Origin of the sequence: Sediminibacterium sp. KACHI17 (assembly GCF_040362915.1) — a bacterium.
Lineage (GTDB): Bacteria > Bacteroidota > Bacteroidia > Chitinophagales > Chitinophagaceae > Sediminibacterium.
The window spans coordinates 1,854,925-1,871,642 of the sequence record NZ_AP029612.1 but is presented as its reverse complement, the minus strand read 5'-3'; the positions used below and the strand labels follow the sequence as shown (position 1 = coordinate 1,871,642).

General features: G+C 42.0%; 17 protein-coding genes. 13 read left to right on the top strand and 4 right to left on the bottom strand.

Annotated elements, in window-relative coordinates; genetic code table 11:
• The 13 genes from ABXG83_RS08240 (at window position 1) to ABXG83_RS08180 (ending at window position 14,874) form a co-directional block, all read left to right on the top strand.
• Window positions 1-3,108, top strand: coding sequence for a TAT-variant-translocated molybdopterin oxidoreductase (locus ABXG83_RS08240; RefSeq protein ID WP_353548376.1), 3,108 nt, complete (start codon window positions 1-3; stop codon window positions 3,106-3,108).
• A gap of 108 nt (window positions 3,109-3,216) precedes the next feature.
• Window positions 3,217-4,659 carry an NrfD/PsrC family molybdoenzyme membrane anchor subunit gene (gene nrfD / locus ABXG83_RS08235; RefSeq protein ID WP_353548375.1) on the top strand — a complete coding sequence of 481 codons (1,443 nt, stop codon included), beginning with the start codon at window positions 3,217-3,219 and terminating at the stop codon, window positions 4,657-4,659.
• A gap of 103 nt (window positions 4,660-4,762) precedes the next feature.
• A complete protein-coding gene (locus ABXG83_RS08230; RefSeq protein ID WP_353548374.1) occupies window positions 4,763-5,353 on the top strand; it encodes a DUF3341 domain-containing protein in 591 nt (196 codons plus the stop codon).
• Window positions 5,354-5,372: 19 nt separating this feature from the next.
• Window positions 5,373-5,993, top strand: a complete 621-nt coding sequence (locus ABXG83_RS08225; protein WP_353548373.1) for a cytochrome c — start codon at window positions 5,373-5,375, stop codon at window positions 5,991-5,993.
• 92 nt (window positions 5,994-6,085) lie between these two features.
• A complete protein-coding gene (locus tag ABXG83_RS08220) occupies window positions 6,086-7,315 on the top strand; it encodes a quinol:cytochrome C oxidoreductase (protein WP_353548372.1) in 1,230 nt (409 codons plus the stop codon).
• Between the two features lie 97 nt (window positions 7,316-7,412).
• Complete coding sequence (locus ABXG83_RS08215; protein WP_353548371.1) at window positions 7,413-8,489, top strand: cytochrome c oxidase subunit II; 1,077 nt, start codon at window positions 7,413-7,415, stop codon at window positions 8,487-8,489.
• A 63-nt stretch (window positions 8,490-8,552) separates the two neighbouring features.
• Complete coding sequence (locus ABXG83_RS08210) at window positions 8,553-10,370, top strand: cbb3-type cytochrome c oxidase subunit I (RefSeq protein WP_353548370.1); 1,818 nt, start codon at window positions 8,553-8,555, stop codon at window positions 10,368-10,370.
• A 169-nt stretch (window positions 10,371-10,539) separates the two neighbouring features.
• Entirely contained in the window at window positions 10,540-11,439 is a 900-nt protein-coding gene (gene cyoE, locus ABXG83_RS08205; protein WP_353548369.1) for a heme o synthase, read from the top strand.
• An 80-nt stretch (window positions 11,440-11,519) separates the two neighbouring features.
• The gene (locus ABXG83_RS08200) at window positions 11,520-12,098 is read left to right on the top strand and encodes a heme-copper oxidase subunit III (RefSeq protein WP_353548368.1); all 579 of its coding nucleotides are present in this window, start codon (window positions 11,520-11,522) and stop codon (window positions 12,096-12,098) included.
• 77 nt (window positions 12,099-12,175) lie between these two features.
• A complete protein-coding gene (locus ABXG83_RS08195; protein ID WP_133474391.1) occupies window positions 12,176-12,856 on the top strand; it encodes a cytochrome c oxidase subunit 3 in 681 nt (226 codons plus the stop codon).
• Between the two features lie 33 nt (window positions 12,857-12,889).
• Window positions 12,890-13,354, top strand: coding sequence for a cytochrome C oxidase subunit IV family protein (locus tag ABXG83_RS08190; protein WP_353548367.1), 465 nt, complete (start codon window positions 12,890-12,892; stop codon window positions 13,352-13,354).
• Window positions 13,355-13,427: 73 nt separating this feature from the next.
• On the top strand, window positions 13,428-14,240 hold the full coding sequence (locus ABXG83_RS08185; RefSeq protein ID WP_353548366.1) for an SCO family protein: 813 nt from the start codon (window positions 13,428-13,430) through the stop codon (window positions 14,238-14,240).
• 49 nt (window positions 14,241-14,289) lie between these two features.
• On the top strand, window positions 14,290-14,874 hold the full coding sequence (locus ABXG83_RS08180) for a DUF420 domain-containing protein (RefSeq protein ID WP_353548365.1): 585 nt from the start codon (window positions 14,290-14,292) through the stop codon (window positions 14,872-14,874).
• A gap of 99 nt (window positions 14,875-14,973) precedes the next feature.
• Here ABXG83_RS08180 and ABXG83_RS08175 read toward each other — a convergent pair whose 3' ends face one another.
• The 4 genes from ABXG83_RS08175 to ABXG83_RS08160 form a co-directional block, all read right to left on the bottom strand.
• Complete coding sequence (locus tag ABXG83_RS08175) at window positions 14,974-15,360, bottom strand: MGMT family protein (protein WP_353548364.1); 387 nt, start codon at window positions 15,358-15,360, stop codon at window positions 14,974-14,976.
• Between the two features lie 25 nt (window positions 15,361-15,385).
• Entirely contained in the window at window positions 15,386-15,589 is a 204-nt protein-coding gene (locus ABXG83_RS08170) for a DUF5522 domain-containing protein (RefSeq protein ID WP_353548363.1), read from the bottom strand.
• The gene (trmB, locus tag ABXG83_RS08165; protein WP_353548362.1) at window positions 15,570-16,274 is read right to left on the bottom strand and encodes a tRNA (guanosine(46)-N7)-methyltransferase TrmB; all 705 of its coding nucleotides are present in this window, start codon (window positions 16,272-16,274) and stop codon (window positions 15,570-15,572) included. Before trmB ends, ABXG83_RS08170 begins: the two co-directional genes overlap by 20 nt.
• A gap of 86 nt (window positions 16,275-16,360) precedes the next feature.
• Window positions 16,361-16,669, bottom strand: coding sequence for an antibiotic biosynthesis monooxygenase (locus ABXG83_RS08160; RefSeq protein WP_353548361.1), 309 nt, complete (start codon window positions 16,667-16,669; stop codon window positions 16,361-16,363).
• Between the last annotated feature and the right edge of the window lie 49 nt (window positions 16,670-16,718).

Below are 16,718 nucleotides of genomic sequence, written 5' to 3'. Positions count from 1 at the left end.
ATGGAAAAAAAGTACTGGCAAAGTTTTGGAGAGCTGAATCAGTCTGAGGCTTACAATAAAGAAGTGAAAGACGAATTCAAGGAAGAATTGCCTTTTGTAGGTGATGAAAGCAAGAGTTTCCTGGAAACAGCTGCTCCGCGCAGAGACTTTCTGAAGTACCTGGGTTTTAGTACTGCTGCTGCTGCCGTAGCTGCTAGTTGTGAAATGCCCGTAAAGAAAGCCATTCCTTTTGCTAATAAGCCTGAAGATATCGTTCCTGGTATCTCCAATTACTATGCTACCACTTACGTACAAGACGGTGATGTGGTAAGCGTTTTGGCGAAAGTGCGTGATGGTCGTCCTATTAAAATTGAAGGTAATGACCTGAGCCCGATCACAAAAGGTGGTACATCTGCCCGTGTTCAGGCTTCGGTGTTAGACCTTTATGATACTGCTCGTTTACGTTTCCCTACCATCGATGGCAAGGAGGTGACATTCGAAGCAATCGATAAAGCACTAGCCGGTGCGGTGGGTGGTAATGTGGTGATCTTAACCAGCACTATCACATCTCCTTCTACCAAAGCTATTATTGCTGAATTCCTTGCCAAGAATCCAGGTAGCCGACACGTAACCTATGATGCTGTTTCTTACAGTGCAATGTTACTGGCGAATGAAGCTACTTATGGTGTTCGCGGTATTCCTTCTTATCATTTTGAGAATGCAAAAGCGATCGTGAGCCTAGGCGCTGATTTCCTCGGTACCTGGTTAAGTCCGGTTGAATTCTCTAAACAATATGCTACCGGTAAAAAGATCGACGAGAAGAACCCAAGCATGAGCAAGCATATTCATTTTGAATCTGTTGCTTCTCTGACCGGTTCTAATGCCGATGAAAAATACTTACACCGTCCATCTGAAACAGGTGCTATCGCTGCTGCTTTATTAAGCGCAGTAAATGGTCAGGGTGTAACCGGAATCAGTGATGCAAAACTGAAAGCGGGTATTGAAAAAGCTGCAAAAGCACTGAATGAAAATAAAGGTGCTGCATTAGTGGTAGCAGGAAGCAATGACGTGAATGTTCAGATCATTGTTAATGCGATCAACAACACCATCGGTGCTGGTGGAACTACCATCAACTGGGGTGTTATGAATCACCAGCGTGCTGGTGTTGATGCTGATTTTGTGAGATTGGTAGAAGACATGAATGCAGGTATTGTGAACACTTTATTGATCTATGGTGCAAACCCTGCTTATACTTGGTTCGATGCTGAGAAATTCAAAGCCGGACTGAAAAAAGTAAGAACAACTGTTTCTTTTGCTTCTAAAATGGATGAAACTGCTGAACTGTGCAAGTTCGTAGTACCTGATCATCACTACCTGGAAAGCTGGGGAGATGCTGAAGCAAAAACCGGTCACTTCTCTTTCATTCAACCTACGATCTATCCTTTATTCAAAACACGTCAGTGGCAAGATAGCCTGCTGAAGTGGAGTGGAAATACAGTTGATTATCTCGCGTATCTGAAAAACTTCTGGAGTGCTAAACTGGGCGGACAAACCGGTTGGGATAAAGCATTGCAAGATGGTGTGATCAGCTTAGGTGAGTCAGCAACCAAGCCGGGCTCTTTCAACGGAGCATCTGTAGGAGCTGCAGTAGCTGCTGCTACATCAGGTAAGAAAGGTGGTAAGTATGAATTGGTGTTGTATGAAAAAGTAGGTATCGGTGCCGGACAAGGTGCTTCTAACCCATGGTTACAAGAGTTGCCGGATCCGGTAACACGTGCTACTTGGGATAACTACGTAATTGTTTCTCCTGCATTGGCGAGAACCATTTTGGATATCGATTTGAACAATGGCGGACAAGCGGATGCTTATGAAGTGAATCCTCCAAAGAAAGTGGTGAAAGTAGTTGCCAATGGTAAAGAAATTTCACTGCCTGTATTGATCATCCCAGGTACACATCCTGATACCATCGGTATCGCTGTAGGATATGGCCGTAGCAATAATATTGGTAAGGCAGCTGCAGGTGTTGGACAAAATGCATTCCCGCTGGCAAGCATCAGCAATGGTGTAGTAAGCTTTAGCAATAGCAGTGTTGAAATCACTGTAACTGGTGAAAAATATCCGGTTGCATTGACACAAACACACAATCGTTATGATACCACTCAAGGTAATCGTACCGAGGTAATGAAAGAATTGACACTTGCTGACTATAAGAAACATCCAACAGAGATCCGCGAAGAGCGTGATCATGAATTGAAGCCTTGGGGTGGATTGGAGAAGTTCGAAAGTCAGGGTACCATTTATCCTGTTTATGACAGACCGGGTATCAAATGGGGTATGAGCGTAGACCTGAACACTTGTACCGGTTGTGGTGCTTGTGTGGTGGCTTGTAATGCTGAGAACAACGTTTCTGTAGTAGGTAAGCCTGAAGTATTACGCGGACATGAAATGCATTGGTTACGTATCGACCGTTATTACAGCGGTGATATGGATAATCCAAACGTAGTATTCCAGCCGCTGATGTGTCAGCACTGTGATAACGCTCCTTGTGAGAACGTTTGTCCGGTAGCTGCTACCAACCACAGCTCAGAAGGTCTTAACCAAATGACTTATAACCGTTGTATCGGTACAAGATATTGTGCGAACAACTGTCCGTATAAAGTACGTCGTTTTAACTGGTCTGATTATACTGGCTCTGACAGCTTTGGTAACAATCAGGAAGGTATTGTGAATGATGTGGTGTTGAACATGAATGATGATCTGACCCGCATGGTACTGAATCCGGATGTAACTGTACGTTCACGTGGTGTGATCGAAAAATGTTCATTCTGCGTACAGCGTTTACAAGAGAGCAAGTTGAAAGCGAAGAAAGAAAGCAGACCATTGGTAGACAGCGATATCAAAGTTGCATGTCAGCAGGCATGTCCTACAAACGCGATCACTTTTGGTAATGCAAATGATAAACATAGTGCTATCACCATGGTGAGAACCGAGAATCCGAATCGTCAGTTCTACGTATTAGAGCAGCTGCACGTATTACCGGGTGTTACTTATCTCGCAAAAGTGCGTAACACAGAATCGGCGCATGGTGAAGCAAAGCATGAAACTAAAAAAGAAGCAGAACACGCATAAGAGTGAATTGTGAATTGTCAATTTTTCACCATTCACAATTCACCATTGACAAAAGATCTAAAATAACTATGGACCATTAATCTGGCCCATGGACCAAAATAAGACCAGATGCATTTAAAGTACGAATCACAGCTTAGAGAACCGTTGGTGTACGGTGACAAAACTTACCATCAGGTAACTGAAGACATCGTTAAGCCTATTGAAGCCAAGCCTACCAGATTATGGTACATCGGTTTTTATATCTCTGTAGCCCTTTTGTTGTTTGGTGTATACAGCGTTTATCGTGAGGTAACTTACGGTATCGGACAGTGGAACCTGAATAAGACCATTGGATGGGGTTGGGATATCACCAACTTCGTATGGTGGGTAGGTATCGGTCACGCGGGTACACTGATCTCAGCGATCTTGTTATTGTTCCGTCAGGGTTGGAGAACAGGTGTGAACCGTGCTGCGGAAGCGATGACCATCTTCGCGGTAATGTGTGCGGGTCAGTTCCCGATCTTCCACATGGGTCGTGTATGGATGGCGTTCTTCGTACTTCCATATCCAAACACACGTGGTCCTTTGTGGGTGAACTTTAACTCTCCACTTCTGTGGGACGTATTTGCGATCTCTACTTACTTTACTGTATCTCTTTTATTCTGGTATTCTGGTTTGATCCCTGACTTTGCAACCGTTCGTGATCGTGCCTTTACAAAACTGCGTAAGCGTTTGTATGGTCTTGCATCTTTTGGTTGGACAGGTTCTACCAAACACTGGCAGCGTCATGAAAGTCTCTCATTGGTTTTGGCCGGTTTGAGTACGCCACTGGTATTGTCTGTACACACGATCGTATCCTTTGACTTCGCTACTTCAGTAATTCCTGGTTGGCATACAACGATTTTCCCGCCATACTTCGTTGCGGGTGCGATCTTCTCCGGATTTGCGATGGTACAAACACTGATGGTGATCGTTCGTAAAGTATTCGGAATGGAAGATTATATCACCATGGGTCACATCGAAGCGATGAACAAGGTGATCGTATTAACAGGTTCTATTGTGGGTGTTGCTTACCTCACTGAGTTATTCATGGGTTGGTACAGCCAAAACAAATATGAAGGATACACATTCTGGTATAGCCGTGCTTACCTGTTCAGTCCATATGGATGGAGCTACTGGGGTATGATGGCATGTAACGTATTGAGTCCGCAGATCTTCTGGTTCCGCAAAATGAGAAGAAACCTGTTCGTGACCTTCTTCATGAGTATCATCGTAAACATCGGTATGTGGTTTGAGCGTTTTGTGATCATCGTTACTTCATTGTATCGTGATTATTTACCATCAAGCTGGTCAGTATACTATAGCCCAACCATTTGGGAGATCGGTTTCTATGCCGGTACATTCGGATTGTTCTTTACCTGCTTCTTCCTCTTCGCGAAATACTTCCCGGTAATTGCGATCGCAGAGATCAAGTATGTATTGAAAACTACCGGTGAAGGATATAAGAATAAGATGGGCAATATTGAAGAGCAGAAATTGGAAGAGTTTGTACATGAACAAGCTCATCACTAAGAGTGAGTGTGAGAACTGGCATAAAAGAATTGTATAAAGGCCTAATAAAATAGGCAAGAAATAAAAGCTAGCGGCTAGCAGCTAAAAGCTAAAAGCAATAAAAATGGCAAAAAAGAAATTCGTAGTAGGCTGTTTTGATGATGAAGCAGTTTTGTTTCCTGCGGTGAAGAAAGTTCGTACTTCAGGTTACAAGATCCATGATGTATACACACCGTTTGCAGTACATGGATTGGATCATGCGCTGGGATTGAGAGAGACCAGTTTGCATACTGCAGGTTTCATCTATGGTATCACAGGTACAACAACAGCATTGAGCTGCATCAGTTGGATCTTTACCCGCGACTGGCCTTTGAATATTGGTGGTAAACCTCACTTTGCATTACCTGCATGGGTACCTATCATGTTCGAATTGACCGTATTGTTTGCGGCGGTAGGTATGGTACTGACTTTCTGCTACCTGTGTCAGCTGGCTCCTTTTGTGAAGAAACATCATTTCCATCCCCGTGCAACAGATGATCTGTTTGTAATGGTGATCGAGTGTACTGATAAAACCAATACCGATGATCTGAAAGCATTTCTCACCAGCAATGGCGCAGTAGAAACAGATGTTCAGATCGCTGAAGATGGTTGGTGGTTAGGTCGTTACGACAAAGACGAAATGCCCTTTGAAAATAAAGAAATCGTTGCTGCTTAATTTTTGAATAAGAAAGAAGATGAAGAAATTATTGATCATAGCTCTTGCTGCCACTGCAACTACCATCGTAGCTTGTAGTGATGTTAAGCGTACGCCAGGTACCATTTATATGCCTGATATGGCTTATAGCCGTGCCTACGAATCTTACTCAGATTATAGCAATCTGACCGAGAAAGGAATTCATTACACAGCAATGCCTGTTGAAGGTACCATGCCTCGCGGTGCTGAATTGCCTTTCCATATCGCCAAAGATGCTCCCGGTGATACGACTAACTACTATGCATCAAGAGCAGTGCTGAATCCGATCGATTCTATGAGCGAAGCTGAGACCATCGAAGCTGAGCGCTTGTATCAGATCAACTGTGGTATCTGTCATGGTGCCAAGCTGGATGGTAATGGTCCGCTTTACAAAGATGGTAATGGACCCTATGCTGCAAAACCTGCTACACTGGTAGGCGATGCTAAATATGAATCAATGCCAGAAGGACAAATGTTCTACTCTGTAGCTTATGGGAAGAACATGATGGGGTCTTACGCTTCTCAGTTAAGTCGTAAGCAACGCTGGATGGTGATCAAGTACATCAAGAACAAACAAAAAGAAGCAAAAGCTGCAGCTGCTACAACAACAGCCGCGAAATAAGAAATAGTGCCGGTAAAATATAGTCCGAACTTTTAAATAGATCCGGACTGAAGCCCGGAAAAAATATAACAACCGATTCTAAAAGAATAAAAATGGCATCTATCAAAACGCAATTTGAGATACCCGGAAAGATGAAAACATGGTCATATGCCCTTATTGGCGTTGGTCTTGTAGCGCTGATCGCCGGACTCGTGATCAAAGGTTTCAGTTCTGATGAACATGAGCAAACCATTTTCTGGGGAACCCTGATGTACAATACCATTTTCTGGACACTGGTTTGTAATGCCAGTATGTTCTTTATCTGCGTTACTACAATGGCGATGGGCGGATGGCAGCAATCATTCCGTCGTATTCCGGAAGCCATTTCTACTATGGTACCTATTTTCGGTGCCATTACTTTTGCAGTTTTGATCTATGTTGTTGTTGGACATAAACACCATATCTATCATTGGTTAGATAGCGAAGCAGTTGCCAATGACCCGATCCTGAAAGGAAAAGCAGGATTCTTGAATCCTGTATTCTTCATCGTTTGGACTACTTTGACCATTGGTCTTTGGAGTATTTTAGGTTGGAGAATGCGTCAGTTGAGCAGTGAAGCAGATGAAGCTCCGATGGATGCGGAAAAAGGTGCAAGTTTTATCTGGAGAAATACAGTTCGTGCAGCTTTATTTACTGTATGGTTCGCATTGACCGTAGGTTCTACTATTCCTTGGTTATGGATGATGAGTATCGATGCACACTGGTACTCTACCATGTATAGCTGGTATACTTTTGCAAGTTCATTTGTATCGGGTATGTCTTTGATCGCTCTTTGGGTGATCTACCTGAAGAACAAAGGATACCTCGAATTAACTTCTCAGGAACACCTGCATGATATCGGTAAGTTCATGTTTGCATTCTCAATCTTCTGGACTTACTTATGGTTCTCTCAGTACATGCTGATCTGGTATGCAAATATTCCTGAAGAAACTGTTTACTTCAAACACAGAGTACAAGGTCCATATAAAGGAATCTTCTTCCTGAACCTGATCATCAACTTCTTGTGTCCTTTGTTGATCCTGATGAAACGCTCAGCGAAGAGAAATTACACACTTGTAACTTTTATGGCAGTATTGATCATCTTTGGGCATTGGATCGATTTTTACCAAATGATCATGGGAAGTCTGTCTAAAGAACACGTGACTTTAGGCTGGTTGGATTTTGGAATTCTGAGCTTGTTTGTAGGTATGATGATCCTGGGTGTAGGAAAAGCGCTTACTAAAAAACCATTGGTTCCAAAATATCATCCTTTCCTGAAAGAGAGTGTGATTCACCAGGTGTAGTTAGCATTTGTCCGAAAGGACATGGATGAAGAAAATTTGAAAATTTGAAAATTTGGTTGCCTCAGGCATATCAAATTGATTAAATACTGATAGCATTATGACAATGTTTTTAACAGCAGCCGTAATCGTACTGATCTTTGTAGTGATCTTCCAGATCGCTAAAGCGAGTGAATATGTTTCAGTACTAAAAGGAGAAGAAGTTAGCCGTAAGCAGAATAACAAGATCAACGGATTCCTGATGATAGGTTTTCTGGTATTGGGACTGATCGGCGTATGGTATTGTAATGAACTGTACTATGGTAAAACCTTGTTGGTTCAGGATGCAGCCAGCGTTGAGGGAGCACGTGTAGATTCTATGTTATGGGTTACATTGGCTGTTACCGGTATTGTATTCATCATTACACAGATCATTTTATTCTGGTTTGCTTATAAATATCAGGAGAGTGATACTCGCAAAGTTTTCTTCTTTCCGCATAATAATAAGTTGGAGATTATCTGGACTGTTATTCCTGCTATCGCATTAACTGTATTGGTTGTGATCGGTTTGCGTAACTGGTTCCTCTTTACCGGTGAGCCTCCGCAAAATGCAATGGTCGTAGAAGTAACCGGAAAGCAATTCGGATGGATCTATCGCTACCCGGGTAAAGATGGTTCTTTCGGTAAAAAATATTATAAGAACATTGACAATGCATCTAATAGCTTAGGTCTGATCTGGGAAGATGAATTAGCACATGATGATGTGGTAATGGAACAAACCATGTATCTGGTAAAAGGTAAGCCTGTTAAACTGATCATTGGTTCTAGAGATGTGATCCATGACGTAGGTCTTTCTCATTTCCGTATGAAGATGGATGCGGTTCCTGGTATTCCTACAACAATGTGGTTTACGCCTAAGTATACGACCAAAGAAATGAAAGAAATGACTGGTAATCCTGATTTCCAATATGAGATCAGTTGCGACCAGATGTGTGGTAATGGTCACTACTCAATGAAAGGTGTGATCGAAGTAGTAGAGCAAGAAGAGTATGATGCATGGATGGTGAAACAAAAGCCATACTATGTTCAGCAGTTTCCTGATAAAGATCCTGCAGCTCCAAAGCCGGCCACTGACAGCGTAAAAACAGCTTCTGCTAAACCTGTTGAAGCAGCTAAGAAAGCAGTAGCCAAATTGTAAAACATTGTTCAACCGTAATAGCGATCGGTTGTTATCATTGATAGAAATTTTTAAAAGAAGATTATGAGTAACGAAGCAGTAGTGCATGCACATGGAGCAGTGGCCACACACGAGGGTCATGGCGATCATCATCATGAGCATCACCATCATGAGACTTTCATCACGAAGTATGTGTTTAGTCAGGATCATAAAATGATCGCTAAACAGTTCCTGATCACCGGTATGGTTTGGGCTGTATTGGGTGGTTTGATGAGCGTTCTCTTCCGTTTGCAGCTGGGTTATCCTGATGCTACTTTCCCATGGTTAGAAGATATCCTTGGTAAATGGGCCAAAGGTGGTCGTATCACTCCGGAAGCTTACTATGCTTTGGTTACAACACACGGTACCGTTCTGGTATTCTTCGTATTGACCGCCGGTTTGAGTGGTACATTCGCCAACTTCCTGATTCCTTTACAAGTAGGTGCACGTGATATGGCATCTCCTTTCATGAATATGCTGAGCTACTGGTTCTTCTTCGCAGCTAGTATCGTGATGTTGTCTTCTATGTTCGTAGAGACAGGTCCATTCAGTGGTGGTTGGACAGCTTATCCTCCGTTAAGTGCTTTGGGTGATGCATCACCGGGTTCTAAGATCGGTATGGATATGTGGCTGATCTCAATGGCATTATTCGTTGTATCCTCTTTATTGGGTGGTTTGAACTATATCGCTACTGTATTGAACATGCGTACAAAAGGTATGAGCATGACTCGTATGCCTTTGACCATCTGGGCATTGTTCTTCACTGCAGTATTGGGTGTATTATCATTCCCTGTATTATTCTCTGGTTTTATTCTGTTGATCTTCGACAGAAACTTCGGAACCAGTTTCTATCTGTCAGATATTTTCATCAATGGTGTAGGTGCATTGCCTAATGAAGGTGGTAGCGCTATCCTTTACCAGCACTTGTTCTGGTTCTTAGGACACCCTGAAGTATACATTATCCTGTTGCCTGCCATGGGTATGGTATCAGAGATTCTTTCTGTGAACTCTCGTAAACCGATCTTCGGTTACATGGCGATGATCGGATCATTGTTCGCGATCGCAATCCTTGCGTTCTTAGTATGGGCACACCATATGTTCGTGACTGGATTGAATCCTTTCTTAGGTTCCATCTTCGTACTGTTGACATTGCTGATCGCAGTACCATCTGCTATCAAAGTGTTCAACTGGTTAACAACATTATGGAGAGGTAATATTCGTTTCACTCCGGGTATGATGTTCGCGATCGGATTTGTGAGCTTATTCATCTCCGGTGGTTTAACAGGTATCTGGTTAGGTAACTCAGCATTGGATATCCATCTGCACGATACCTATTTCGTAATCGCACACTTCCATATTGTAATGGGTGTAGCTTCTATGTTCGGTATGTTCGCAGGTATTTACCACTGGTTCCCTAAAATGTATGGCCGTTACCTGAATAACACGATGGGTTATATTCACTTCTGGGTAACCATCGCCGGTGCTTACCTGATCTTCTGGCCAATGCACTATGAAGGTCTGGCAGGTATGCCACGTCGTTATTACGATTACAGCATCTGGGAAAGCTTCAAGCAATTTGCTGAACTGAACAGATTCATCAGCACAGTGGCAATGATCGTATTCGCAGTACAGTTATTGTTCTTGTTCAACTTCTTCTATTCTATTTTCAAAGGAAGAAAAGTGACGACATTGAATCCATGGGGTGCTACTACATTGGAATGGACAACACCGATCAAACCTGGTCACGGTAACTGGGTGGGAGAAATTCCTGAAGTACATCGTTGGGCTTATGATTACGGTAAGGATGGCAAAGAATTCATTGCACAGACAACACCGGTGGGAGCAGATGAAAGTCATCATTAACAGATCAGTCACCTGCATCATTTAATAATCGCAGGTTACCCATATTGACAATGCTCCCGATCATCGGGAGCATTGTTTTTAAGATTCAAAGCATGGATATCAGAAGCAGATAGGAAGGTTCGCAGAGAAAAGAAATGGATATTCCAATTATAAGATACCCTTAAGATACATGACAGCAGACACCAAAGATTCCGCTTCGTTCTCAGTAGCGGCCAAAGTAAAAGACTACTTCCAGCTCATCAAGTTTACGTTGAGCTTTACAGTGGTTTTTTCTTGTGTGGTTTGTTATCTGCTGGCTCCAAAAGTTGTGGAGTATGATCTGGGGATGATCGTAGTTCTTTTCATTGCAGGTATGTTAGTGACTGGAAGTGCTAACGCTATCAATCAGGCAGTAGAAAAAGATACAGATGCCATGATGAAACGCACCGGTAAAAGACCGGTAGCAAATGGCAGAATGAAACAACAAGAAGCTTACATATTCGCTTTGATCGCAGGATTGTTGGGAGTAGTGATGATGTGGTATTTTTTCAACCTGTCATCTGCTTTATTGTCTGCCTTCAGTTTGTTTCTCTATGCATATATCTATACACCACTAAAGAAGATCAATTCGATAGCGGTATTGGTAGGGGCTTTTCCGGGAGCGTTACCTTGCTTGATCGGATGGGTAGCAGGCAATGATGATTTTGGTCCGGGTGGATGGATATTATTCGGCATACAATTCCTTTGGCAGTTCCCGCATTTCTGGGCGATTGCCTGGGTGGCTCATAGTGATTATAGTAAGGCAGGATTTAAACTACTGCCTTCAGACCTGGGTCCTACTAAATTCACCGCTTTACAAGCAGTGATGTATTCGGTATTAATGATACCAGTGGGTATTTTGCCTTATTACTTTGGATTGACAGGTGAAACAAGTATGTGGATACTCATTGCTGCCAACTTATTCATGGTAGTACAAAGTATCAGGTTGTATAAAGACATGGACGTAAAAGCAGCCAGAAGAGTCATGTTCAGCAGTTATATCTATCTGCCGATCGTATTGCTTGCTCTGCTGGCGGATAAAATAAAATAGTGAGTAGTGAATAGTCAGTAGTGAATAGAAAAGGACTCACTACTCACTACTGACTACTCACCATTCACAAAAAAACTGAGATGATGACAAGTGCGACAACAAACGAACCGAAAAGGATTCACCCACACAAATTCACCATGTGGGTGGCCATGGGAAGCATTGTGATGGCTTTTGCCGGATTGACAAGTGCTTACATCGTAAAAAAGAACCAGAGTAGCTGGTTGGAGTTTGACCTTCCGATCGTATTCTGGTATTCAACAGTCGTGATTTTGGTCAGCAGCCTGACCATGCACCTGGCTACAAAAGCGTTTAAAGCAAGAGAGATGGGGCGTTATCGTACACTGATAACAGTAACTGCGGCACTGGGTCTCTTATTCATTATTCTTCAATACATGGGTTTTAATGACCTTGAAGCTCGCAGTATTGCGCTTATTGGACCCAAAAGCAATTCAGCGGCCTCCTTTTTGTTTGTGATCACCGGTTTGCACATGGTGCACGTACTGGGTGGAGTGATCGCTTTACTGGTGATGTTTATTCGTGCTTATAGCAGCAAAGTGAAGTCGTACAGCGCTATTCCGGTGGAAGTAGCAGGTACTTACTGGCACTTTGTAGACATACTCTGGATCTATCTGTTCATCTTTTATAACTGGATCGGATAGTTCAAGAAAAAGTTAGGGTTTATTCACCTTTTTTGAACAACAGCCAATATTTTTGTAACGAAATTTTTAGAACGATCATGGCAACGACAACAACTGCAACAACAACCAAATTGTGGGGTGGAGGAAAGAGTCCCTTCAATGTGGAGTATGGTAAACTGATGATGTGGTATTTCCTCATGAGTGATGCCTTCACATTTGGAGCTTTCCTGATCTCTTATGGTACCATCCGCTTCTCAACCAATGGATGGCCTGACCCGAATGAGGTCTTTAAAAGCTTCCCTTTTGCTCCCGAAGGAGTAAATGCACCGTTGGTATTCGTTAGTATCATGACCTTTATCCTGATCATCAGTTCAGTTACCATGGTATTGGCCGTGCATGCCGGACATAACATGGATAAAAAAGGGGTAGTGAAAAACCTGATCTGGACCATCATAGGTGGTTTGGCATTCTTAGGTTGTCAGGCTTGGGAGTGGACACATTTACATCATGAAGGTGCATGGTGGGGTAGCAATCCATTCTTAAATGCAGATGGAACCGCTTCTTCAACCAATTTTACCAATTATTTCTTTACGATCACTGGTTTCCATGGCTTCCACGTATTCTCTGGAGTGATCATCAATATCGTGATGCTGATCATGACACTGATGGATAAGTTCGAACAGCGTGGACATTACCTGATGATCGAGAAAGCAGGTTTGTACTGGCACTTTGTAGATCTGGTATGGGTATTCGTATTCACCTGTTTTTATCTGGTTTAGTCAAACATTCATTCATTTAATTAAGATATTGATATGTCACATTCAGTAGGTCACGAAGAAACACATGGTGGTGGTACCAGCGAGATCAAAAAAGTAACCATCATCCTCTCTGTTTTAACCATCATAGAACTGGTACTCGGTTTCTGGATGATTGGTATGGAAAGTGAAGGATTAAGATTCGCCATCAAAGGTGCCATCATTATCCTGATGCTTGCCAAAGCTTTTTATATCGTTGGATATTTCATGCACCTGAAACATGAGATCAAAAACCTGATCATGACGATCGTGGTTCCTTTGGCTTTATTCATTTGGTTCATCATCGCATTCCTGGCTGATGGTAATTCTTTCAGAAATTTGCGTAATACTTACGATCCTTATTTCAAAGAACAAAGCACCATCAAAGTTGAGAAGAAAGAGCATGGATCACATGGTGCCGCTGCAGGTACACATGCTGATTCTACCCATAAGAGTGAAGGTGCGGTGGAAAACAAACACTAAGAGATACTTGTTATAACCTTATTACTGTTCAAACCATCGCTGTTTTGGCGATGGTTTTTTTATACTGCTCAATATGAATAAGAAAGCAATACTCGGTTTGTTGGTAGCGGTTTTCATTCCTATCCTTTGTTACCTGATCTTAAAATACGCCAGCGAAACTGCGGTAGATATGCCTCGAAAATATCTGCTGGATACAGTTGTTACACGTGTAGAGAAAGGTAAGATGATCACGGATAGTGTTTGGCACAAGACAGCTAATATCACTCTACAGAACCAGCTGGGTGAAACTGTGAGCTTGTATGATAAGCAAGGAAAGATCATGGTGGTTGATTTCTTCTTCACCAGCTGTAGAAGTATTTGTCCCGGACTTACCAGAAACATGTCGAAACTGCAACAATCATTTTTGAAGGGAGGAAATGTCCGTAATAAGATCGATACTTCTATAGTACAATTCGTATCGTTCACTGTTGATCCCGAACACGATTCTGTAGCAGTATTAAAAGATTATGCAGATCGCTTCGGTGTGAATCATGATAACTGGTGGATGTTAACAGGAAGTAAGGACTCGATCTATCGGTTCGCTTATGAGGAATTGAAAGTAGATAAGTTCAGTGAAGAGCCAATGAGCCCGGATTTTGTACATACCACACGATTTGTATTATTGGATAAAGACCGTTATGTAAGAGGATATTACAATGGACTTGACTCAACTTCTCTTTCCAAACTGGCACGTGATATCGGATTCCTGATGCTGGAAAAGGATAAAAAGAAAAAGAGTACCGTATTCATGCAGATCATTGATCTGAGCTGGCTTTGGTTGATTGTAGTATTGGCAGTGATCTTCTTTGTACTCTATATGCGTAATCGTAGAAAAATAAACGGATAATCAACTTTCTGTATCATTCTGTGTTTTCAGTGGCAATAAACTCAATAACATGCTAGAACCCTCACTCCCCAAAAACGACAAACAAGCACGCTGGCTGATAGGTATATTCTCAGTTGTTGTATTCACAGCTGTAGTAGTACTCGGCCGTGTTAAACTGGATATCGGTGTAAATTTTGATGTACACGTCTTTGCAAAGATCAATGCATTCATTAACGCTTCTATTGCTGTATTATTAGTAGCTGCATTAGTTGCCGTAAAACAAAAAAGTTATGCCGTACATAAGCGACTAATGATGCTCGCTTTATTGCTTTCAGTGGCTTTTTTAGTATCCTATATTGCACACCACTTATTAGCAGGAGAAGCAAAATTCGGAGATGCAGATCACGATGGATTGGTAAGCGAAGCCGAGAAGATAGCAGTGGGTAGTATGCGTATGGTATACTATGTCATTTTGATCACCCATATTTTTCTGGCAGCCATCATTCTCCCCTTTATTTTATTCACGGCATACAGAGGTCTCACTGGTGAATATGTGCAACACAAAAAAATTGCAAAGATCACATGGCCTTTATGGTTCTATGTAGCTGTAACAGGGCCGGTGGTGTATTGGATGATCAGTCCGTATTATTCTTAAGTTACGAGCTTTGAGCTACAAGCTGCATGCTTTAAGCCGCAAGCGATTGATCTGAAACAGTATTGTTTAGCAAATGCCTTGTGGCTTGTAGCTTTCAGCTTATAAACTAATTTCTACAGCCGGATCCCAGAATTTTTTTTCAAAGTCAATGATCATATCATCTTTCACTTTGATCTTCTCTTTGGCGAGCAATTCTTCCATCAGTGTGGGTGTTGCAAAATGAGCTTTCCCACTCAGCATGCCGTTTCTGTTGACAACACGATGTGCGGGTACTTTCGGTTTTATATGAAAAGAACCATTCATGGCCCAGCCCACCATTCTGGCGCTCATTTTTGTACCTAAAAAAGCAGCAATTGCGCCATAAGATGTTACACGTCCTTTAGGTATTTGACGTACCACATCATATACCTGTTCGAAAAAGGAAACATCTTTACTACCGGAGGGTAATACAGTCCTTGGCTTTTCAGTTGATTTTTTAGGAGGCACCTGTAATAAAATTTATACAGGCAATTTACGCTTTTGGCTCTGTAGCTTTTTGTTTTTGGGTCAATAGTTCTGAACGTTTTGGCTCAGGAACCGATTCATAATCGAATGGACAATGCCTGCATCCATGTCCACAGCAATATCCCTTACTGATATGGTAAGCTTCTGTGAACACTACATAGCCATGTTCATCGTAATAAAAATCCTTACCCTCAATCAGCTGTCGATTCATGTAAACGTTGTTTTAAAATGTCATCAGTAGCCAATGGCATTTCTTTGTCTAATCTAAAACATAGATAATGAATCCGATTACTTTGTGCAATGTCTAGCCCCTCATAGTGCGTTTTGATACACAATTCCGGTTTAATACTTGCTTGGGCATATACATTGTCTGATTGCTCAACCAACGTTAACCCATAAAGCTGGATCACCAGTAAGGTAAATTGATATAGATCCGGACTGTCTGTTTTCAAATGAATGAGTCCACCGGATGATAAAATCTGTTGGTATAATCTAAGAAATTTAGGATGTGTCAGTCTTTTCTTGGCTCGTGAAGTACGCAGTTGCGGATCAGGAAAAGTGATCCAAATTTCCGAGACTTCTCCGGGTTGAAAATATTGAGTGATCTTATCCATATGAGAACGGATAAAAGCAACATGCTTCAATCCCTCATCTAAAGCAGTTTTAGCGCCACGCCAGATACGATTGCCTTTGATATCGATACCAATAAAATTACGATCGGGATACATACGACCCAGTCCAACAGCGTATTCTCCTTTGCCACAAGCTAATTCAAGCGTAAGTGGATGATCATTCTTAAAGAATTCTTTCCACTTACCCTGCATCCCCTCCGGATACTCCAGTACATTCTCAAAGCCCTTGATTGCTTCAAATCGTATCAGTTTTTTCTGTCCCATTCGGACAAAAGTAGTAAAACAGAGGAATAGAGAATAATGAATATAGAATGTAAACGGTCTTCATGATTTGACATTCTATATCATCATTATAACAATCCTTTCCCCGCTACAGCCTTTAATACCCTTCTTTCAGGTTCAATGGCTAGAAGTGGGGTAGCTTGAGAGATGGCTTCCTGAAAATCACGTAGACTTTGTGATTGTTGATGGCTTTCCAGAGAATCCCATAGTTCAGTTACCAGGATATGATCGCTATTCTCGGCATCTTGATTGATAATATACAGATGACATCCGTGTACATAAGCGATCTTATTGTACAGTCGGGTAAGAATGTTCAACAGGCTATTACCCTTTGATTCACGGGTAATGAATCGGGTTTGTAAAGTGTAATGCTCCATGGTTTGGTTATTTGTAGGTAGACACGCAAGAATGAGGCCATGAAGCCTG